Source organism: Clavibacter californiensis (genome assembly GCF_021952865.1).
Lineage (GTDB): Bacteria > Actinomycetota > Actinomycetes > Actinomycetales > Microbacteriaceae > Clavibacter > Clavibacter californiensis.
This window is the reverse complement of sequence record NZ_CP040792.1, coordinates 389,670-409,620: the sequence shown is the minus strand read 5'-3', so window position 1 is coordinate 409,620 and position 19,951 is coordinate 389,670. Positions and strand designations below refer to the sequence as shown.

Annotated in this window: 19 protein-coding genes and 1 pseudogene; 12 read left to right on the top strand and 8 right to left on the bottom strand. The window is 69.1% G+C overall.

What is annotated here, in order from left to right:
- Positions 1-13: 13 nt before the first annotated feature.
- A complete protein-coding gene (gene dnaN / locus FGD68_RS02200; protein ID WP_119372190.1) occupies positions 14-1,165 on the bottom strand; it encodes a DNA polymerase III subunit beta in 1,152 nt (383 codons plus the stop codon).
- A 545-nt stretch (positions 1,166-1,710) separates the two neighbouring features.
- The gene (gene dnaA / locus FGD68_RS02195) at positions 1,711-3,144 is read right to left on the bottom strand and encodes a chromosomal replication initiator protein DnaA (protein WP_011931220.1); all 1,434 of its coding nucleotides are present in this window, start codon (positions 3,142-3,144) and stop codon (positions 1,711-1,713) included.
- Positions 3,145-3,622: 478 nt separating this feature from the next.
- Between dnaA and rpmH the strand changes: the two genes are divergently transcribed.
- From rpmH to FGD68_RS02150, 9 genes are all read left to right on the top strand, one after another.
- Positions 3,623-3,760, top strand: coding sequence for a 50S ribosomal protein L34 (rpmH, locus tag FGD68_RS02190; RefSeq protein ID WP_012039665.1), 138 nt, complete (start codon positions 3,623-3,625; stop codon positions 3,758-3,760).
- A gap of 3 nt (positions 3,761-3,763) precedes the next feature.
- Positions 3,764-4,105, top strand: coding sequence for a ribonuclease P protein component (gene rnpA, locus FGD68_RS02185; protein ID WP_119372191.1), 342 nt, complete (start codon positions 3,764-3,766; stop codon positions 4,103-4,105).
- On the top strand, positions 4,102-4,413 hold the full coding sequence (gene yidD, locus FGD68_RS02180) for a membrane protein insertion efficiency factor YidD (RefSeq protein ID WP_119372192.1): 312 nt from the start codon (positions 4,102-4,104) through the stop codon (positions 4,411-4,413). Before rnpA ends, yidD begins: the two co-directional genes overlap by 4 nt.
- A 10-nt stretch (positions 4,414-4,423) precedes the next feature.
- Complete coding sequence (gene yidC / locus FGD68_RS02175; RefSeq protein ID WP_104235762.1) at positions 4,424-5,386, top strand: membrane protein insertase YidC; 963 nt, start codon at positions 4,424-4,426, stop codon at positions 5,384-5,386.
- A complete protein-coding gene (locus FGD68_RS02170) occupies positions 5,383-5,940 on the top strand; it encodes a Jag family protein (protein ID WP_119372193.1) in 558 nt (185 codons plus the stop codon). Before yidC ends, FGD68_RS02170 begins: the two co-directional genes overlap by 4 nt.
- Before the next feature lie 539 nt (positions 5,941-6,479).
- Positions 6,480-7,115, top strand: coding sequence for a 16S rRNA (guanine(527)-N(7))-methyltransferase RsmG (rsmG, locus tag FGD68_RS02165; protein WP_119372194.1), 636 nt, complete (start codon positions 6,480-6,482; stop codon positions 7,113-7,115).
- Positions 7,112-7,273: a hypothetical protein gene (locus tag FGD68_RS02160; protein WP_182480862.1), complete on the top strand. Its 162-nt coding sequence runs from the start codon at positions 7,112-7,114 to the stop codon at positions 7,271-7,273. The genes rsmG and FGD68_RS02160 overlap by 4 nt, the downstream gene beginning before the upstream one ends.
- Entirely contained in the window at positions 7,266-8,147 is an 882-nt protein-coding gene (locus FGD68_RS02155) for a ParA family protein (RefSeq protein WP_119372195.1), read from the top strand. The genes FGD68_RS02160 and FGD68_RS02155 overlap by 8 nt, the downstream gene beginning before the upstream one ends.
- Entirely contained in the window at positions 8,147-9,136 is a 990-nt protein-coding gene (locus FGD68_RS02150) for a ParB/RepB/Spo0J family partition protein (RefSeq protein WP_104235766.1), read from the top strand. The genes FGD68_RS02155 and FGD68_RS02150 overlap by 1 nt, the downstream gene beginning before the upstream one ends.
- Positions 9,137-9,188: 52 nt before the next feature.
- On the opposite strand, the gene FGD68_RS02145 is transcribed toward FGD68_RS02150, so the two are convergent.
- The 6 genes from FGD68_RS02145 to FGD68_RS02120 all read right to left on the bottom strand — a co-directional run bounded on the left by FGD68_RS02145 (position 9,189) and on the right by FGD68_RS02120 (position 17,237).
- Complete coding sequence (locus tag FGD68_RS02145) at positions 9,189-10,154, bottom strand: D-alanine--D-alanine ligase family protein (RefSeq protein ID WP_119372196.1); 966 nt, start codon at positions 10,152-10,154, stop codon at positions 9,189-9,191.
- 43 nt (positions 10,155-10,197) lie between these two features.
- A complete protein-coding gene (locus FGD68_RS02140; protein ID WP_104235768.1) occupies positions 10,198-11,520 on the bottom strand; it encodes an aminotransferase-like domain-containing protein in 1,323 nt (440 codons plus the stop codon).
- Between the two features lie 168 nt (positions 11,521-11,688).
- Positions 11,689-12,012: a thioredoxin gene (gene trxA / locus FGD68_RS02135; RefSeq protein ID WP_012039655.1), complete on the bottom strand. Its 324-nt coding sequence runs from the start codon at positions 12,010-12,012 to the stop codon at positions 11,689-11,691.
- Positions 12,013-12,080: 68 nt separating this feature from the next.
- Positions 12,081-13,118: a thioredoxin-disulfide reductase gene (gene trxB, locus FGD68_RS02130; protein WP_119372197.1), complete on the bottom strand. Its 1,038-nt coding sequence runs from the start codon at positions 13,116-13,118 to the stop codon at positions 12,081-12,083.
- 156 nt (positions 13,119-13,274) lie between these two features.
- On the bottom strand, positions 13,275-14,903 hold the full coding sequence (gene murJ / locus FGD68_RS02125; protein WP_119372198.1) for a murein biosynthesis integral membrane protein MurJ: 1,629 nt from the start codon (positions 14,901-14,903) through the stop codon (positions 13,275-13,277).
- 36 nt (positions 14,904-14,939) lie between these two features.
- Entirely contained in the window at positions 14,940-17,237 is a 2,298-nt protein-coding gene (locus FGD68_RS02120; protein WP_237609714.1) for a DUF6049 family protein, read from the bottom strand.
- 93 nt (positions 17,238-17,330) lie between these two features.
- On the opposite strand from FGD68_RS02120, the gene FGD68_RS02115 reads away from it, so the two are divergent.
- The 3 genes and pseudogenes from FGD68_RS02115 to FGD68_RS02105 all read left to right on the top strand — a co-directional run bounded on the left by FGD68_RS02115 (position 17,331) and on the right by FGD68_RS02105 (position 19,947).
- Positions 17,331-18,761, top strand: coding sequence for a CCA tRNA nucleotidyltransferase (locus FGD68_RS02115; RefSeq protein WP_119372860.1), 1,431 nt, complete (start codon positions 17,331-17,333; stop codon positions 18,759-18,761).
- A gap of 184 nt (positions 18,762-18,945) precedes the next feature.
- Positions 18,946-19,290: pseudogene (rpsF, locus tag FGD68_RS02110) on the top strand (30S ribosomal protein S6); the annotation flags it as partial.
- A gap of 102 nt (positions 19,291-19,392) precedes the next feature.
- Entirely contained in the window at positions 19,393-19,947 is a 555-nt protein-coding gene (locus FGD68_RS02105) for a single-stranded DNA-binding protein (RefSeq protein WP_043583663.1), read from the top strand.
- Positions 19,948-19,951: the final 4 nt, after the last annotated feature.

Sequence of the window (19,951 nt, the reverse complement as noted above, 5' to 3'; positions counted from 1 at the left end):
CCTTGATCGCGGTCTAGCGGAGCAGCAGGTTCGGCTGCAGCAGGTACCGGTAGTTGTCAGCGCCGGCCTGGTCCTTGGAGGACTGGCTCGTGATGAGCACGGGGCCGGGCTTGTTGGGGTTGTCCGTCTTCGTGAACGAGAGCCGGACGAACTCGGAGTGGACGGCGCCGAGGCCGTCCAGCAGGAACTGGGGCTTCAGCGACACCACGGTGTCGACGCCCGTCAGGAGGGCGTCGATGCTCTCCGATGCCTGCGCGTGCTCGGATCCGATGGCCTCGAGGGTGAGGCCGTCGATCGTGAAGGTGAACCGGAGGGCCGCCTCTCGCTCCAGCACGAGCTGGACGCGCCGCGTCGCCTCGATGAGGTCGGCCGTGTTGATGACCGCGTAGTTGTCGACCGTCTCGGGGAAGAGGCGCTTGACCGGCGGGAAGTTGCCGCGGATCAGCAGCGACGTGACGGTCTTCCTGTCTGCGCTGAACGCGATGAGCTGGCGGTCGTCGGTGTCGGTGATGGCGACCGAGATGGTGCCGCTGTGACCGAAGGTCTTGCCGATCTCCTGCAGGGTGCGGGCGGGCACCAGGGCGGTGCGGGTGGTGGCGTCGGTCGTGGAGTCGCCGCCGTCCCAGTCGATCTCGCGCACGGCCACGCGGTAGCGGTCCGTGGCGATCAAGCCGAGGCTCATCTCCCCCACCTCGAGCTGGACGCCGGTGATCACGGGCGTCACGTCGTCGCGTGACGCCGCGACGGCGACCTGCGAGACCGCGGCGGCGAACTGCTCGGCCGGCAGGAGGCCGGACTGCTCTGAGATCTGCGGCAGGGTCGGGTACTCCTCGACGGGCATGCTCAGCAGCGTGAAGTGCGCTGATCCGCACGAGACCGTGATCTTGGAGTCCTCGGTGGTGAACCGCACCGGGGCGTTCGGGAGGCGGTTCGCGATGTCGGCGAGCAGACGGCCGGAGACCAGCACGCGGCCGGGCTCATCGATGTCCGCCTGGATCTGCGTGCGTGCGGAGACCTCGTAGTCGAACGACGACAGCGTCAGTCCGTCCTCGGTCGCCTCGATGAGCACCCCGCTCAGGATCGGGAGGGTCGTGCGCTGCGGGAGGAGCTTGACGGCGAAGGACACCGCCTCGCTGAAGACGTCCCTGTTGACTTGGAACTTCACGTTGTGGACCCCTCGATGAGCGGAAGATTTGTCGGTCAATGCTAGCCGTGCCGACGGGGGACCCCACGACCGTCGATCCCTCCACACCCTGAGGTTCTTGGGCGACATCCAATGAAGGGTTTAAGGATCAATAGTCTTAACCGCTGTGGAATCTGTGGACAACTCCCGGAGTCCCCGTCATCGAGCGGGAACTACACGTCTGGAAGTTGTGGGACGGGTGTGGAGCGGCCTGGGGACTCGGCGGGATGCCACCGGCGCGACGATGTCGGTTCCACAGGCGGCGTCCGTGAACCCACATCGGCTCCGGCGGTTCTCCACAGTTATCCACACTCTGTGCACACTGTGGGGAACGGCGGATCCAGCCCTTGTGAGGCTCTGCCCCTCCCACGGAGCAGTCCTCCAGAGCGTGCCAGCCGTCGTCGCCGGGCCGGTCGGCGTCGGGCTGCTGCTGTCGCCCGGACGCGCAGAAGGGGCCGGACCTCGTGGTCCGACCCCTTCTCCTGCCTCGTCCACTGCCCGCGCCGCTGAGGCGCGTGCAGACGGCGTCACATCTTGCCGTAGCGGTGGTTCTGCTTGATCCGGCTCGTGAGCTCCGTCACCTGGTTGTAGATGGAGCGGCGCTCCTTCATGAGCTCGGTGATCTTCTTGTTGGCGTACATGACCGTCGTGTGGTCCCGGTTGCCGAACAGCTGACCGATCTTGGGCAGCGAGAGGTTGGTCAGCTCGCGGCACAGGTACATGGCGATCTGGCGTGCCGTGGCCACGGCCTGGGACCGGGACGAGCCGTAGAGGTCATCGACGGTGAGCTTGAAGTAGGCAGCGGTGTGGTTGATGATGTCGACCGGAGCGATGACGTTGTCCTCGTCCAGCGTGATCAGGTCCTTCAGGACCGTCTGCACGAGCGCGAGGTCGACGGGCGTCTTGTTGAGGCTCGCGAACGCCGTCACGCGGATCAGCGTGCCCTCGAGCTCGCGGATGTTCGACGTGACCTTGGTGGCCATGTACTCGAGGATGTCGTCCGGCACCTGCAGCTTCTCGCTCTGCGCCTTCTTCCTGAGGATCGCGATGCGCGTCTCGAGGTCGGGCGCCTGCACGTCGGTGATGAGGCCCCACTCGAAGCGGGAGCGCATGCGGTCCTCGAAGCCCGTGAGGTGCTTCGGCGGCAGGTCGCTCGTGATCACCACCTGCTTGTTGTGGTCGTGCAGCGTGTTGAAGGTGTGGAAGAAGGCCTCCTGCGTGGAGTCCTTGCCCTGGAGGAACTGGATGTCGTCGATCAGCAGGATGTCGTTGTCCCGGTAGCGCGACTGGAACAGCGAGGACCGGTTGTTCGCGATCGAGTTGATGAAGTCGTTGGTGAACTCCTCGGAGCTCACGTACCGCACGCGGATGCCGGGGTAGAGGCTGATGGCGTAGTGGCCGATCGCGTGCAGCAGGTGGGTCTTGCCGAGCCCGGAGTCTCCGTAGATGAAGAGAGGGTTGTAGGCCTTGGCCGGCGCCTCCGCGACGGCGACTGCCGCGGCGTGGGCGAACCGGTTGGACCCGCCGATGACGAAGGTGTCGAAGCCGTACTTCGGGTTGAGACGCGAGTCGCCGCGAGACGGCGAGGCAGGCAGCCCCGGGTTGTCCGTGGGCGCCGTGATGGTCGGCGTCTCGATGTAGGGCTGCTCAGCGGCCGGCTCGGGATGCTGGGCGAAGGCGTCCTGCGCGATCTCGGGGTTGACCACGATGGCGAAGTTGCTGACGCCCGCGGCCTCGTCGAGCGAGCCGATGGCGTTCAGGAGCGGGACGCGGATGCGCTGCTCGAGCATCCCGCGGGTGAGGTCGTTGGGGACCTCGAGGTACAGGGTGCCGGTCATGACGCCCTTGGGCTCCACGAGGCTGATGAAGCCGTGCAGCTGCGGGGTGATCCGATCGTCCGCGGTGAGGGCGGCGAGCACCTTCTGCCAGATCGCGTGCGTCGGGTCGGAGCGGTCGGACATGTTTCCCCATCTGCCGTCACCAGGCTCGGTCCCGCGGCTGATGCCGGGGCCGCCACGCGGTGCACGGACTGCTGTCGACGCTGGAAGGGCGTCGCGGTCGTGCGTGCGGCGTCCGTCCCCGGAGGCTCCGAGGGTGCGGACCGTCCGGGTACCGCGACCGCGGACAGCATAGTTACTCACAGGGTTATCCACCCTGTGTGCGAACGGGCCGTCAGCACCGCGCGGGCGATCCCCGACGCGTCGCGGCCACGCCACACGGTAGCCACTGTCGGAGATCAGGACAAATCGACCCTATCGACGGCGGCATGTCGATACCGGCCGATGGCCGATCTGTGTGGATAATCACGATCCGGCTCCCGGGTTTGACCGCAGCCCGCCCGGCCCGTAGATTTAGGCAGTTGACCCAGCCCCTCGAGGCTGCCCCATCTTCCCAGCCGCACTCGTCGGCCCCGTGGACCAACCTGAGTGGAGACTCACCGTGAGCAAGCGCACCTTCCAGCCGAACAACCGCAAGAAGGCCAAGAAGCACGGCTTCCGCCTCCGCATGCGCACCCGTGCCGGCCGTGCCATCCTCGCCGCCCGTCGTGGCAAGGGACGCACCGAGCTCTCCGCGTAGCACGTGCTCGCTCGGCGGAATCGCGTGACGAGCGGTGCGGACTACCGCACCATCGTCAGGCGAGGACGCCGGACGACCACGGGGACCGCGGTCGTGTCCGCGCTGGCCGGCCCCCAGGACTCGCCCACCCGCTTCGGGTTCATCGTCTCGAAGAAGGTCGGCAACGCCGTCACCCGCAACCTCGTCCGCAGGCGCCTCAAGGCCGTGTCGGCCGATGTGCTCCGCACGGTCCCCACGGGCACCTCCATCGTGATCCGCGTACTGCCAGGCATGGAGCAGACCCCGTGGGATACCCTGCAGGAGGAGATCGCGTCAGCCGTGACGCGGGTCGTGAGGACGATATGAAGAGGGTACTGACCTCCGTCGTCCTGGTGCCCCGGAACGCGGCCATCGCCGTGATCGGCCTCTATCGGCGCGTCGTATCCCCTCTGTACGGGGACGTGTGCAGGTACTACCCGTCGTGCTCGGCCTACGGCCTCGAGGCTGTGCAGGAGCACGGGCTCGTCCACGGAGGCGCCCTCGCCGCGTGGCGGGTGTGCCGGTGCCACCCCTGGGCGGAAGGCGGCATCGACGACGTCCCCGCTCGTCGGGTCCAGCATTACCGGCGTACGAGGCTCGGATTCGTCGTCGCACCCAGCCACGGAAAGGGCTAACGACCACCTCATGGACTTCCTCGGAACGATCCTGTGGCCGATCAAGTGGGTCATCGAACTCATCCTGGTCGGCTTCCACACGCTGTGGACCACCCTCGGGCTGGACCCCGACAACGGCGCCACCTGGGTGCTCTCGATCGTGGGTCTCGTGCTCGTGGTCCGTGCTGCGCTCATCCCGATCTTCGTCCGGCAGATCAAGAACCAGCGCCGCATGATGGAGGTCGCGCCGCAGCTGAAGAAGATCCAGGACAAGTACAAGGGCAAGCGCGACCAGTTCTCCCGCGAGGCCATGTCCCGCGAGACCATGGCCCTGTACAAGGACACCGGCACCAACCCGCTGAGCAGCTGCCTCCCCCTGCTCCTGCAGATGCCGATCTTCTTCTCGCTCTACTCCGTGCTCCATCGTGCGGCGGTGGAGGAGCTCCCGGGCATCGGTCTCCTGAACGAGCAGCTCTCGCGTTCTTTCGGTGAGTCGTCGTTCCTCGGCGCTCCCCTCCAGTCGGCCATCTCCACGGCCAACGGCAACGTCACCGTGATCGTCATCGCGACCACGATGGTCATCCTCATGAGCGCTTCGCAGTTCATCACGCAGCTGCAGATCATGGCGAAGAACATGTCCGAGGAGACGAAGGCCAGCCCGATGTTCAAGCAGCAGCGCATCCTGCTCTACATCCTGCCGCTGGTGTTCGCCGTGTCCGGCATAGCGTTCCCCCTCGGCGTGATGTTCTACTGGCTGGTCTCGAACTTCTGGACGATGGGACAGCAGTTCCTCGTCATCCGCAACATGCCGACTCCCGGTAGTGAGGCGGCGCGTGCCCGTGAGGCCCGACTGGCGCGCAAGGGCAAGCTGGTCGCCCCTGAGCCGACGTCGGAGTCGTCGACCATCGTCGTGGAGGAGCGCAAGCCGGCACAGCGTCAGCAGCCGGTGAGCAAGAACCGTGCCAAGAAGCAGGCGGGATCCAAGAGCCGATGACCGACGTGGAGAGCGAGGCTGTGGTCGTGCCCGATGCAGGTGGCGTCGACGGTGTGTCGGAGGCATCCGAGCCCGAGAAAATCGCGGTCGATGGCGGCGCTGATGCCGTCGACGAGGGCGACATAGCGGCTGATTACATCGAGGAGCTCCTCGACATCTGCGACCTGGACGGTGACATCGACATCGATCAGCGCGGTGGGCGTGCATACGTCTCCGTCGACGCGGCGGATTCCCAGGACCTGCGCCTGCTGTCGAATCCGGAGACCGTGACGGCGCTCCAGGAGCTGACCCGACTCGCGGTCCAGAACAAGACGGGCGTGTTCAGCCGTCTGATCCTCGACGTCGGCGGCTCTCGAGACGCGCGTCAGGTCGAGCTCGCCCAGCTCGTCGACCGTGCCATCGAGCGGATCGCCGCCGGATCGGCGACTGCCTCCCTGCCGCCCATGTCGTCGTATGAGCGGAAGCTCGTGCACGACATCGTGGCCGAGCGGGGTTACACCTCGGAGTCCGAGGGTGAGGGGCGCGACCGTCATACGGTGATCACGAAGTCGTGAAAACCGCGGCGTGAATGAAGAGGCCCGGTCCGACGGATCGGGCCTCTTCGCTGTCCCACGCTATCCATGCATCGGTGTTTAATTAGCACAGTCGTGTCATCAATCGGCCATCGGGACACGGGGGACGTGACGATGTGATCGTCGCGAGGCGAGGCTGCAGGTTGGTCCGGTCAGATGATCGTCGCTTCGATTGCCAGGCGTGGGATGTGAACCCGGCTCATCGACTTGCCCCCTGGATGTCGATGCGTGTTTCACGTGAAACGTAGGCCGCCTCTGGGTAGGACGAGTCCCGATCTGCGCGCGTACCCACGGGGAGTGAGACCACCATCTGCAGAGCGGTGCGGTTTCACGTGAAACATGCCTGGGAAGTCCGCGTCTCGGATGCCAGCTCGGGGACCGGACTGATCCGGTCGTCGCGCGACATGCGCGAACGCTAAACTCGCAGGACACGCCTACACACTCGATGCGACCGCTCGATGCCGACGCGGCCGCCGACATGGTCGAGCTGACACAGCCACCGAACACAGGATGGATACGCGATGCCTGATCAGATCATCATCGAGTCGGAGCCGACGGTGGCGAAATCGATGTTCGGAGACCGCCTGGACGTGGCGCGCGAATTCGTCGCTCAGCTCGGTCGGCGCGGAGAGGAGCTCGGGCTCATCGGGCCCCTCGAGCCCCCGCGACTCTGGTCTCGACACGTCATCAACTCCGTGCTGGTCGCGCCGCTTCTACGCCCTGGACTCGTCGGTGATGTCGGAACCGGCGCGGGGCTGCCTGGGCTGGTGCTCGCTATCGCACGACCAGACGTGGAGTTCGTCCTCATCGAGCCCATGGAGCGCCGCGTCGTCTGGCTCGAAGAGCAGGTGGCACATCTGGCCCTCGACAATGTACGTGTTCGACGAGCTCGCGCGGAGGAAGTGGCTCAGGAGTTCAGTCTCGATCAGGTGACAGCACGGGCCGTGAGTGCGTTCGCGAAGCTGATCCCCCTCACTGTGCCTCTCGTGAAGACCGGGGGAGAGCTCGTGCTGATGAAGGGGTCCAACGCGGAGCGCGAGGTCGAGGCTGCCCACAAGGCCATTCGCAAGTACCACCTGGAGGATGTCGAGGTGCTGACGCTCGGCTCGGGACAAGTCGATGAGGTCACGCGAGTGATCCGAGCGCGAGTCGCATGAGTGACGATACCTGTCACTCCAAGGAAGAAGACCTGATCAATGCCGGATTATACGGCCCGAGCCGCGATGATGAGGGCCAGATGTTCCACGTGAAACATGACAAGACGCACGGTGCACCCATCGCCAACTTCGACCGATCGGGAGCAATCCATGGATGAAGACCTGAGTCCTATCGCTCGCGAACTCTCCGAGACGAGTCGACGACGGAAAGCCCTCGCGGGTCTCGTTCTCCCACGCCCGACACGCACTCGGGTCTTCACGATCGCCAACCAGAAGGGCGGGGTCGGGAAGACCACGTCAACCGTGAACCTCGCCGCTGCACTCGCGAAGGCTGGCTCGCGCACGCTGGTCATCGACCTGGATCCGCAGGGGAACGCATCGACAGCGCTCGGTGCAGACCGATCAAGCGACCTCATGAGCGTGTATGACGTGCTCGTCAATGATGTCGCCATAGAGAAGGTCGTACAGCCCAGCCCAGAATTCGACACTCTCTTCTGCGTGCCGGCGACGATCCATCTCGCAGGAGCTGAGATCGAGCTCGTGAACCTCCCTCACCGTGAACGTCGGCTTCGGAATGCCCTCGACGCCTTCTTGGCATCGGACAGCGGGCGCGACTTCGACTACGTCCTGATCGACTGCCCGCCGTCACTCGGGCTGCTCACGATCAACGCGTTCAGCGCCGCCAGAGAGGTGCTGATCCCCATCCAGTGCGAGTACTACGCACTCGAGGGCCTCAGCCAGCTGCTCTCGAACATCGAGCTGATCGCGCAGCACCTGAACCCCGAGCTGGCGATGTCCACCATCCTGCTGACCATGTACGACGGGCGTACGAACCTCGCTCAACAGGTCGCGGCTGAAGTGCGTGAGCACTTCCCTCAGCAGACCCTCACGACGCTCATCCCACGGTCCGTCCGCATCAGCGAGGCACCCAGCTACGGCCAGAGCGTCATCAGCTACGACCCCAACTCACCTGGCGCTCTCTCCTACTTGGAGGCAGCAGCCGAGATCGCACACCGAGGAGCCCGGACATAATGGCAACCAAGAGAACCGGCCTGGGTCGCGGCATCGGCGCGCTCATCCCCACATCCGATGAGCGCAGCAGGCCCGTCGACGTCTTCTTCCCGGACAGCATCGGTGCGGGTGCGCCGAGCGGTGTGCAAGGTGAATCGCAGGGACGGGGCGAGCCGGAGCTCGTCGCTGTCCCCGGGGCGCGCCTGGCCAACCTCGATCCCGCGGACATCACCCCGAACGCGCAGCAGCCGCGCACTGACTTCCGCCAGGACGAGCTCCAGGAGCTCATGGTCTCGATCCGGGAGTACGGGGTGCTCCAGCCGATCGTGGTGCGCCCGCTCGGCGCCGACGCGGACGGCCGCGCCCGCTATGAGCTCGTGATGGGGGAGCGTCGTCTCCGGGCCACCAAGGAGCTCGGACTGGACACCATCCCGGCCGTCATCAAGGACACCGCCGACGAGTCCATGCTGCGGGACGCACTGCTGGAGAACCTGCACCGGTCGGAGCTGAATCCCCTCGAGGAGGCCAGCGCCTACCAGCAGCTGTTGGCCGACTTCGCCATCACCCAGGACGAGCTCGCGCAGCGCCTCGGACGGTCGCGGCCGCAGATCACCAACACGATCCGCCTGCTCCGTCTACCCGAGGACGTGCAGCATCGCGTCGCGGCCGGCGTCCTGTCTGCGGGGCATGCGCGCGCGATCCTGTCGTCCGGAGACGAGGACGCCATGCGGCACCTCGCCGAGAAGATCGTCAACGAGGATCTCTCCGTGAGGGCGGCTGAGGCTGCCGCCCAACGGGGACAACGGATCAGCAAGCCGCGCAAGTCCGCCAGCTCGGCGCGCAACGCGCATCTGGACGACACGGCCCAGCGCATAGGGGACCACCTCAACACGAGCGTGCGCGTGACCATGTCAGCCCAGAAGGGCCAGATCGTCATCGACTTCGCGACGGTGGGGGATCTGACGCGCATCGCCCAGGAGATGGGCGTCCCGGACGCGGACGCCAACTGACGGGAAGGGAGGCGACCGGGAAGGGCCGCCTCCCTTCCACGCGTTGGAGGCGTCAGGGGGCGGAAGAGGCTGCCCGCGCAGCCTCGGCGAGGCGGCGGTAGAGATCGCCCACTTCGACCCCGGCAGCGGCGAGCCCCTGCGGGAGCAACGACGTCTCGGTGAGACCGGGGATGACGTTGACCTCGATGAACCAGGGCTCGCCCGCGGCGTCGATGATGATGTCCACTCGTGACATCTGCCCGATGCCGAGAGCGCGGTGGATCCCGATGGCGGCCGCCGATGCTGCCGCGTTCGCCTCGGAGGAGATGCGCGCGGGAGTGAAGAAGCGCGTCAGACCCGCGTTGTAGCGCGCCTCGTAGCCGTACACGCCGGATGTGGGCACGATCTCGGTCGCGGGCAGCGCCTCGGGGCCGGCGCCGGTGTCGAGGACGCCGATCGCGACCTCGGTGCCCTCGACGAGCTGCTCGATGAGGGCGACGTCCCCGTATGTGTAGGCGTCCACCATCGCCCGCGGCAGGGAGCCCGGATCGGTGACGATCGTGACCCCCTGTGCCGAGCCGCCGCGGGCCGGCTTGACGGCGTACGGGGCGGGCACGGCCTCGGTGACGAGGCGCAGGACGGCAGCCGCGCCGAGCTCGCGGAACGTGTCCTTGGGCAGGGTCACGGATCGCGGCGTGCGGATGCCCGCTGACTCGGCGATCGCCTTCGCGGTCGGCTTGTCCCATGCGAGCCGTGCGGATCGTGCTGAGGATCCGACGTAGGGGACGCCCGCGAGCTCGAGCAGCCCGAGGAGCGCGCCGTCCTCGCCGCTGGCCCCGTGGAGGACCGGCCAGACGACGGCGGGAGGGGTTTCCCGGAGGAAGTCGAGGAGGGTGGCGTCGGGATCGCGGAGGGACGCCTGGACACCGGCCGCGCGCAGGGCATCGGCCACGCGGCGACCGCTGCGGAGCGACACGTCACGCTCATGGGAGATCCCGCCCGCGAGGACGAGGACGGAGAGAGGCTCGTGTGCGGTCATGATGCTCGATCCGGTTGCGGTCGGTGTTCGTGGACGCGGGTTGTCAGTCGAGGTCCGGCGGCGGCGTGACGACGGACGTCGTGGGGCGTGACGTCAGCGCACCCGTGCCGGAGAACGTGGTGAGCAGATCCAGCTCGTCGTCGATGACCCCCGCCATGCGGCGGATGCCCTCGCGGATGCGCTCGGGCGTCGGGTAGCAGAACGACAGGCGGATGGCGTCGCGTCCGCGGCCGTCGGCGTAGAACGCGGTGCCGGGCGTGTAGGCGACGAGGGCCGTGACGGCTCGGGGGAGCATCTGCTTGGAGTCGAGCTGCTCGGGGAGCTTCAGCCAGACGTAGAAGCCGCCGTTCGGGACCGTCCAGGTCAGGCTCGGCAGGTGCTCGTGGAGGGCGGACAGCGTGGCGTCGCGCCGCTCCCGGTACACGCCGCGGAAGGTGTCGATCTGTCCCTTCCAGTCGGAGGCGTGGAGGTACTCCGAGATGATCAGCTGGCTGAAGGAGCTGGGGGAGAGGACCGCCGACTCCTGGGCGAGGATGAGCTTCTCGCGGATGGCGTGCGGCGCGAGCGCCCAGCCGACGCGGAAACCGGGGGCGAGGGTCTTGGAGAAGGAGCCCAGGTAGATGACCCCCTCGTCGTCGAGGCTGCGCATGGCGTCCGGCGCCGGTCGGTCGAACCAGAGGAGACCGTAGGGGTTGTCCTCCAGCACGAGGATGTCGTTCGAACGGCAGATCTCGAGGATCTCCGGACGGCGGGCCGCCGACATGGTGACCCCGGCCGGGTTGTGGAAGTTGGGGACGGTGTAGAGGAACTTGATGGTGCGTCCCTCGCCGCGGATCCTGGCGATGGCCTCGCGCAGCGCCTCGGGGACGAGGCCGTCGTCGTCCATGACCACGTGCTCGACGACCGCCTGGTAGCTGCGGAAGACGCCGATCGCGCCCACGTAGCTGGGGGCCTCGGCGAGGATCACGTCGCCCGGGTCGATGAAGAGCTTCGTGACGAGGTCGAGGGCTTGCTGCGAGCCCGTGGTGGTGACGATGTCGTCGACGCTGCCGCGGATGCCCTCGAGGGCCATGATCTCGAGGATGTCCTCGCGGAGCTCCGGTGTCCCTTGGCCGCCGCCATACTGGAGCGCAACGGGGCCGCGCTCGCGCATGACCTTCTCCATCGCCGTGACGATGAGCTCCTGGGGGAGGGCGGAGACGAACGGCATGCCGCCGGCGAGCGAGACGACCTCGGGTCGGCTGGCCACGGCGAAGAGGGCGCGGACCTCGGAGGCGCTGAGGCCGGAGGTCCTCTCCGCGTAGTGGGGGAACCAGGGGTCGAGGTTGGTGCCCGCGGATTCGCGGGGGCTGCCTGCAGGTGTCACGTCACGTCTCTCACTGTCCGATTGCCGTCCAGCCTAACGGGCGGCGGCCCGCGATCCTCCGGGCAGCGCCCTGGCCGGCGACGGTGTCGGCGGGACGACGGAGGGTCCGGCACCTCGCGGTGCCGGACCCTCCGGTTGTCCTCGCCGCCTGTCCGGCGCGAGCGACGGTTACTTGAGGAAGTCGGCGAACTCCTGCTCGAGGGCCGGCTTCGGCTTGGCGCCGATGACGGTCTTGACGACCTCGCCCTTCTGGAAGACCTTCATGGCCGGGATCGACGTGATCTTGTACTTCATCGCGATCTCGGGGTTGTCGTCCACGTCGATCTTGACGAGCTCGATGCCGGGGTTCTCGGCGGCGATCTGGTCGAGGACGGGGGAGACGGCCTTGCACGGGCCGCACCAGGGCGCCCAGAAGTCGACGATGACGGTCTTCTCGGCGTCGAGGACGTCGGCCTGGAAGCTGGCGTCGGTGACGTCGCGGGAGTGGGACATGGGTTCTCCTTCGTGTGGTTCGCGTGGATCCGAGCGGCTGCCGGATCGGGTAGTGATGAGGGGTTCGGCTACTGGTGGTCGGCGCCGACGAGCTCGCCGTCGGGATCCACCGCGCTGCCGGCTGCCGGCGCGCCGTGGCCCGCGGGGCCGTCCGGTCCGTCGGATGCGGTGTCGAGCAGGGTGTCAGGCAGCGATGCGAGGAAGTGCTCCGCGTCGAGGGCCGCGACCGTGCCGGAGGCGGCGGCCGTGACGGCCTGGCGGTACGTCGGGTCGATCACGTCGCCAGCCGCGAACACGCCCGGCAGGTTCGTGCGCGAGGAGCGGCCGTCGACGGCGATGGTGCCCTCGGTGGTGAGCTCGAGCTGCTGGTGGAAGAGGTGCGTGCGCGGGTCGTTGCCGATGGCGATGAAGAGGCCGTCGAGCGCGAGCGGGCGCCGCTCGCCGGTCACGGTGTCCTCGAGCAACACGCCGTCGACCTTCTCGCCGCCCGTGATGTCGACCACCTGCGCGTTCCAGACGAACTCGATCTTCGGGTTCTCGAACGCGCGGTCCTGCATGATCTTCGAGGCGCGCAGGGTGTCCTTGCGGTGGATCACGTAGACCTTCTCCGCGAAGCGCGTGAGGAAGGTGGCCTCCTCCATCGCGCTGTCGCCGCCGCCGACGACCGCGATGGTCTTCTGGCGGAAGAAGAAGCCGTCGCACGTCGCGCACCAGGAGACGCCGTGGCCGCTGAAGCGGTCCTCCGCGGGGAGCCCCAGCTTGCGGTACGCGGATCCGGTGGCGGCGATGACCGCGAGGGCCTCGTGCACGTCGCCGTTGCCGAGGGTGACGCGCTTGACGTCGCCCTGCAGCTCGACCGACGTGACGTCGTCGAGCACGACCTCGGTGCCGAAGCGCTCGGCCTGCGCCTGCATCGCCATCATCAGATCGGGGCCCTGGATGCCATCGGTGAAGCCGGGGTAGTTCTCCACCTCGGTGGTGTTCATGAGCTCGCCGCCGGCCTCGACCGAGCTCGCGATGAGGAGGGGCGTGAGGTTGGCGCGCGCGGCGTAGATGGCGGCCGTGTACCCGGCCGGACCCGAACCGATGATGATGATCTGACGCACGACGGCTTCTCCTCCACTGCTCGGCGGGGCGCCTCGCCGGCGCCCGCTCACCTCTGCAACAGACCCACGGTAGCGGCTATTCCTGCGGCTCCACCGGGCGGGGGCGCGTGCGCGGACAGGCCTCGGGGCCGGTCGAGCCGGTGGCGGCGCGCGGGGTCAGCGGCGGCGGATGCGGCGCATCCCGGGGCCCGCGAGCTGCTGCAGCTCGGAGGAGCGCATGGCGGCCAGCGCGGCGAGGTAGACGGCCGTCATGACGGCGGCCAGGGGGATCCCGACGAGGAGCGCCTGCCCCTTCGACGCGACGCCCACACCCTCGAAGGCGCCGCCCGAGACGAGGGCGAGGAGCGCGATGCCGACGAGCGTTGTCGGCACCGCGGCGACGACGAAGCGGACGGCGCTGCGGAGGATTCGGCGTCCGTCGATCCTGCCGATGCGTCGGCGCAGGAGCACGGCGGCGATCACTGCCTGCCCGCTGACCGTGACGGTCTGCAGCACGGCGAGCCCCACGCCGATCAGCTCGACCGGCTGCTGGGAGATGACGAGGGCTCCCGCGATGAACAGCACGACCTGGGCGCACTGGATGAGGAACGGCGTGCGCGTGTCCGAGAGGGCGTAGAAGGCGCGCTGCAGGACGAAGAGGGTGCTGAACGCCGGCAGGCCGAGGATGAAGGCGATGAGGACGATGCCGTAGCCGCGGACCTCGCCGATGTCGCCCGACACCATCACGCGCGCCACCGGTCCGGCGAGCACGGCGATGAGCGCGGTGGAGAGCACCGTCATGAGCGCGACGAGCCGCACGGCCGAGGAGAGGTCCGCGCGCATGCTGTCGTGGTCGCCCTCGCCCGCGTGCGTGCTCATGCGCGTGAAGTAGGCGGTGGCGATGGAGACCGCGAAGATCGAGTGCGGCAGCATGAAGAACAGCCACGCATTGAGCAGGATCGTGCTCGACGGGCTGTCCGAGGTGGCCGCGATGTTCGCCACGTTCGACTGCGCGATGCCGGCGAGCTGCGTCACGACGAGCATGCCGAACGTCCAGCCGGCGAGGCGGCCGGCGGTGCCGAGGCCCACGCCCCGCCACGCGAAGTCGAACCGGAAGCGCAGGCCCACGCGGCGCCAGAACACGAAGAGGATGAGCGCCTGCGCGACGACGCCGAGGGTCGCGGATCCGGCGAGGACGACGATCTTGTCGAGGCTCCAGTCGTCGACAGGGCGGCTGCCGGAGCCGAACATGGCCTGGAAGACGAGGAGGCCGGCGATGGCGACCACGTTGTTGAGGACGGGCGCCCACGTGAAGGGCCCGAAGGATCCCCGCGCGTTCAGCACCTCGCCGAGCACGGCGTAGAGCCCATAGAAGAGGATCTGCGGCAGGCACCAGTATGCGAACGCGACGACGAGCGCGAAGACGTCCGGCGGCAGGGTGGCGGCGTAGAGGCGCGAGACGACGGGAGCGCCCACTGTCGCGAGGATCGTGACCCCGCCGAGCACGACGATCGCGATGGTGACGAGCTTGTTGATGTAGCCGGCGCCGCCGTCGGCGTGCTTGGCGGCGCGCACGACCTGCGGCACGAGGACGGCGTTGAGGACGCCGCCCGCGATGATCACGTAGATGTTGTTCGGCAGCTGGTTCGCGTTGGAGAACGCGTTGGAGCTGCCGAGGGTCGCGCCGATGGTCTGCAGCAGCACGATCGCCTTGACGAAGCCGAGGATCCGAGAGACGAACGTGCCCGAGGCGAGCAGGGCGGACGCGCGGCCGATGCCTCCACGCGGGGCGGGGGCGGCGGTCATGCCGCGTCCGATCCGAGGGCGGGCGGCGCGATCCGGTCAGTCATCGATCTCCTCGGGCAGGCCGGCGAGCTGCCGGGCGCGGGCGCGGCGGCGCTTGCGGATGCTGCGGAACAGGCCGAAGCCGAACAGGAGCGCGACGGCGGCGACGAACAGCGCCGTGACGATGGCCTCGAACCCGGCCCGGATGAACAGCTCGACAGGCGCGCTCTCGCCGATCTGCACGGAGCCGTCCTCGGTGGTGAGCCGCGCCGTGACCACGACGTCGCCGTTGGAGATCGAGGTGATGGGCGGGCGGGCCGACGCGCTGCCGTGGGCGGGGACCGTGACCAGCGCGGAGTCGTCGACGCGGATCCGGCCGCTGCCGGCGATGATCGACAGCCGCACCGTGACGGGCTGGTCGAGCTCGTTGCTCACGTTGATGAGGAGGCTCGTCGTGTCGCTGATGACGGTGTTCTGGCGGGTGGTGATGGCGACGGAGCCCAGCAGCGCGTCGGCCTGCGCGGTGTAACCGTCCTGGACGGTCACCAGTCCATCCGGGTCGTCGCGCCAGCGGTTCGCGAGCGTGGCGAGGAGCAGCATCCGCTGCTGCCCGGTGATGAGCTCCGGGCGCTCGACCGCCTTGGCGAACGCGGCGACCTGCGCCTCGAGCGACATCGCGTCGGCGACGCGCTGGACCCGCGTGGCGTCCTCCGGGTGATCCACGACCTGGAGAGGCACGGGCGCGGTGGCGAAGGCGGCGCCCAGCTGCGCGGTATCGCTGAAGGGGAGCCCCTGGATCGCGTCGAGCAGCTGACCCAGCCGCCCGCCTGAGGCTGCCCAGCCGCGCTCGAGGCCGGCGACGACCACGTGGCCGTCGGCCGCGCGCGCGTCGGCCGCGAGGGTCGCGGAGAGCTGTGCCAGCGCGATCCCGAAGGCCTCGTCGGTCTCGGCGGAGAGCGCACGGTCGACGAGGGCGGAGACGCGGGCGTCGGTCACGAGCACGGTCGTGTCGCCGATCGTCCCGGTCGCGGCGACGGATGCGGAACCGGTGGACTGCACGTCACCGCTATCGAGGATCGCCGTGGTCGTGCCGCTGGCGGTGAGCACCCCGAGGTCGCCCGAGGTCACGGTGCCCGCGGCCGGCCAGGAGACGCCGGAGATCGTGTAGTCCCAGGCCGTCAGGTCGGCGAGGGTCGGGGCGGGGGCCAGCGCAGGCGCCGACGGCGTGGGGCTCGGCTCGGGACTGGAGGAGGGGGAGGGCGTCTCGGCAGGAGCGGCGGTCGCGGCTCCGGCGATGGCGGATCCGCCGCGCGTGCCGCTGGCTGCGGGGGATTCCGTGGCCGTGGGGGTCTCGCTGGGCGTCGAGCTCGGGGAGGGTGCGGGGGTCGAGCCCGGCGCCGCGAACCGGCTCGTGCGCACGGCGTAGGAGGCGTCGGTGGGCGCGAGGAGCGTCGCGGCTCCGGCCTGCGCCTGCACGGCGACGTCGGCGTCCGCCCAGGCCAGCGCGAAGGTCTCGTTCGGGATCTCGCGGAGGCGCTGCAGCCACTCGACGGCGGATGCGGGGGCGTCGGCGCCGAGGATGCGGATGGACGCGATGATCCGCGGGTCGATGCCCACCGCGACGGGGCGGCCGTAGACCGCGTCGAGCTGACGCGTGAGCGTGCCGCCCGCCGCCGTGTAGGTCGCGAGGGCCTCGGCGTCGACGAAGTCCGACGCGCTCGGCGGGACGGTGAGCGGCATGACGGCCGCGACCGGCGTGGGCGCCGGATCCGCGCCGGGGCTCCAGACGACCGCACCGCGGCCCGTCGCGACGTCCGCGCCGCCGGCGTCGAGCTCCGCCGTGAGCCCGCGCGGCCCGAACCCGCCACGGCTGCCCTGAAGCGCCACGGTCGCCGAGGGCACCGTGATGGCCACGTCGACCGTGCCGCCCGCGGGCACCTCCGGGGTGTCGGCGCGGCCGATGCGCGGGCCGGTGCGCGAGTTCTGGTCGGTGGACGCCGTGTCGAGCCAGCCGTCGATCTTGGTGCGGGTGTCGAGGACGGTGCGGTTGAGGTCGAGGTCGATGCGCCCGGCCGGCACCGCGGCCTCCGTCGCGTTGACGACTGACACGGTGACGGCGAGGTCCTGGCCGGGGGTCAGGATCCCCTCGGCCGCGGGCGTGACGGTGAGGGTCACGCCGTCGGTGGCCGCGCGCGCCGGGGTCGACGGACCCGCGACCGTCCCGGCGGCGAGCGTCCCGGCGGCGACCGCGACGCACACGAGGGTGGAGATCGTGCGTCGAGCGGATCGCCGGATCAGCCGGAGGGCTCTGTCCGTGCGGGTGGGGCCGGCGTCGTGTCGAGGCGCGGCGTGCATCTGCCGATTCTAAATGGCTGGCCCCGCGCGGCCCATGTGCGCTCGCCGTGGACGCCGGAAGCCCGTCGTCGCCCCGCCGTAGACTGTCCGACCATGCACAGCGTCGCACAGGCCCTCGAGCGTCTCCGCGAGCTGGCCGCATCGCCCCCGGTCGCCGTGCTCGCGCGCGCCTTCCACGAGGCGGGCCACGAGCTCGCCCTCGTCGGCGGCCCCGTGCGCGACGCCTTCCTCGGCCGCGCCGCGACCGACCTCGACCTCACGACCGACGCGCGACCGGATCGCATCCTCGAGATCGTGAAGCCCGTCGCCGACGCCCACTGGGACATCGGCCGTGCCTTCGGCACCATCGGCGCGCGCGTGAAGGGGGAGCAGGTCGAGATCACGACCTACCGCACCGACCAGTACGACGGCGTCTCCCGGAAGCCCGAGGTCGAGTTCGGCTCCTCGCTCGAGGAGGACCTCGTGCGCCGCGACTTCACGGTGAACGCGCTCGCCGTGCGCCTGCCGCAGGTGGTGCTGGTGGATCCGTCCGGCGGCATCGACGACCTCCTCGCCCAGGTGCTCCGCACCCCCGTGGCCCCCGAGGTCTCGTTCGGCGACGACCCGCTCCGCATGATGCGCGCCGTCCGCTTCGCCTCGCAGCTCGGCTTCCGCCTCGACGACGCCGCGCTCGCCGCCATCCGCGACATGGCCCCGCGGATCCTCGACATCTCCGTCGAGCGCGTGAGCGATGAGCTCTCCAAGCTGCTGCGCACCCCCGAGCCGCGCGCCGGGCTCGACCTGCTCGTCGAGGGCGGCCTCGCGGACCACGTGCTCCCCGAGCTCCCCGCGATGAAGCTCGAGGCCGACGAGCACCACCGTCACAAGGACGTCTACCAGCACTCCCTCCAGGTGCTCGACCAGGCCATCGACCACGAGCGCTCCCGCCACCCGGGCGAGGCTCCGGATCTCGTCCTCCGTCTCGCCGCGCTCCTCCACGACATCGGCAAGCCGTCCACGCGCCGGCTCGAGCCCGGCGGCGTCGTCACCTTCCACCACCACGACGTCGTCGGATCCAAGATGGCCAAGCGCCGGCTCCGCGCGCTCCGCTTCGACAACGACACGATCGCGTCGGTCGCGCGCCTCATCGAGCTGCACCTCCGCTTCTTCGGCTACACGGAGGGCGGCTGGACCGACTCTGCCGTCCGCCGCTACGTGCGCGACGCCGGCCCCGAGCTCGAGCGCCTGCACATGCTCACGCGCGCGGACGTCACCACGCAGAACCGTCGCAAGGCCGACCGCCTCGGCTTCGCCTACGACGACCTCGAGGCCCGCATCGCCGAGCTCGCCGAGCAGGAGGAGATGGCGGCCGTCCGTCCGGACCTCGACGGCGAGGCGATCATGCGGATACTCGACGTGCCGCCGGGCCCGGTCGTGGGCCGGGCCTACCGCTTCCTGCTCGAGCTGCGGCTCGACGAGGGCCCGCTCCCCGAGGAGGAGGCCGAGCGCCGCCTCGTCGCGTGGTGGGCGGCCGAGCAGGGCTGATCCGCGCCGCCGCCTCCCGCGGCCTGGTGCGACTCCTCCCCATCCGGTAGTCTTGCGAGGTTGTCCGCCCGGCAACGGGATTCCCCTGCCCCGCGCGGACAGATGCACATACCCTCCTGTCGCAGATCGTCTGCGACCGTTCAAGTCCGAAGGAGGTGGGTTAGTGACGCATCAGTACGAACTCATGGTGATCCTGGATCCCGAGATCGATGAGCGCACCGTCGCTCCCAGTCTCGACAAGTTCCTCAACGTCATCCGCACCAGCGGTGGCACCGTCGACAACGTCGACGTCTGGGGCCGTCGTCGACTGGCGTACGAGATCAACAAGAAGAACGAGGGCATCTACGCCGTCGTCCAGCTCACCGCCACGAGCGAGGCCACGCAGGAGCTCGACCGCCAGCTGGGTCTGTCCGAGGCCGTCATGCGCACCAAGGTGCTGCGTGCCGAGGAGGCCATGGCCATGGTCGCGTCCGCTCGCAAGCTCGCCGACGAGAAGGCCGCCCGCAAGGCAGCCGCCACGTCCAAGGCCGCAGACGCCGCGCCCCAGGCGCCCGCCACGGACGCCGCTCCGGCGACGCCCGGCAAGCCGGCAGCCCAGGCTGCTTCCAGCGAGAAGACCGGGGAGTAGTCGATGGCCGGCGAAACCATCATCACGGTCGTGGGCAACCTCACCAGTGATCCGGAGCTGCGGTACACGCAGAACGGGCTGGCGGTAGCCAACTTCACCATCGCCTCCACGCCGAGGTCCTTCGACCGCGCGAGCAACGACTGGAAGGACGGCGACGCCCTCTTCCTCCGTGCGAGCGTGTGGCGCGAGTTCGCCGAGCACGTGGCGTCCTCGCTCACCAAGGGCTCGCGTGTCGTCGCGACCGGCCGCCTCAAGCAGCGGTCGTACGAGACGAAGGAGGGCGAGAAGCGCACCTCCATCGAGCTCGAGGTCGACGAGATCGGCCCCTCGCTCCGCTACGCGACCGCTCAGGTCACGCGCGCGGCCGGCGGCGGCGGCAACGGCGGCGGGGGCAACTCCGGCGGCGGTGGCCGTGGCCAGTTCGGCGGCGGACAGCCCCAGCAGCAGCAGGTGGCCGAGGAGCCGTGGGGCACCCCCGCGAGCTCGGGCGGCAACTCCGGTGGCGGCGACGGCGGCTGGTCCAACCCCGGCAACTTCAACGACGAGACGCCCTTCTAGGGCT

Excerpts from the sequence above, each read along its gene's own strand:
- trxA (WP_012039655.1), bottom strand. The coding sequence starts at position 12,012 with ATGTCCCACTCCCGCGACGTCACCGACGCCAGCTTCCAGGCCGACGTC.
- FGD68_RS02105 (WP_043583663.1), top strand. The coding sequence starts at position 19,393 with ATGGCCGGCGAAACCATCATCACGGTCGTGGGCAACCTCACCAGTGAT.
- murJ (WP_119372198.1), bottom strand. The coding sequence starts at position 14,903 with ATGACCGCCGCCCCCGCCCCGCGTGGAGGCATCGGCCGCGCGTCCGCC.
- dnaA (WP_011931220.1), bottom strand. The coding sequence starts at position 3,144 with ATGTCCGACCGCTCCGACCCGACGCACGCGATCTGGCAGAAGGTGCTC.
- yidC (WP_104235762.1), top strand. The coding sequence starts at position 4,424 with ATGGACTTCCTCGGAACGATCCTGTGGCCGATCAAGTGGGTCATCGAA.
- FGD68_RS02120 (WP_237609714.1), bottom strand. The coding sequence starts at position 17,237 with ATGCACGCCGCGCCTCGACACGACGCCGGCCCCACCCGCACGGACAGA.
- FGD68_RS02170 (WP_119372193.1), top strand. The coding sequence starts at position 5,383 with ATGACCGACGTGGAGAGCGAGGCTGTGGTCGTGCCCGATGCAGGTGGC.
- rsmG (WP_119372194.1), top strand. The coding sequence starts at position 6,480 with ATGCCTGATCAGATCATCATCGAGTCGGAGCCGACGGTGGCGAAATCG.
- FGD68_RS02155 (WP_119372195.1), top strand. The coding sequence starts at position 7,266 with ATGGATGAAGACCTGAGTCCTATCGCTCGCGAACTCTCCGAGACGAGT.
- FGD68_RS02160 (WP_182480862.1), top strand. The coding sequence starts at position 7,112 with ATGAGTGACGATACCTGTCACTCCAAGGAAGAAGACCTGATCAATGCC.
- FGD68_RS02145 (WP_119372196.1), bottom strand. The coding sequence starts at position 10,154 with ATGACCGCACACGAGCCTCTCTCCGTCCTCGTCCTCGCGGGCGGGATC.
- yidD (WP_119372192.1), top strand. The coding sequence starts at position 4,102 with ATGAAGAGGGTACTGACCTCCGTCGTCCTGGTGCCCCGGAACGCGGCC.
- FGD68_RS02150 (WP_104235766.1), top strand. The coding sequence starts at position 8,147 with ATGGCAACCAAGAGAACCGGCCTGGGTCGCGGCATCGGCGCGCTCATC.
- FGD68_RS02115 (WP_119372860.1), top strand. The coding sequence starts at position 17,331 with ATGCACAGCGTCGCACAGGCCCTCGAGCGTCTCCGCGAGCTGGCCGCA.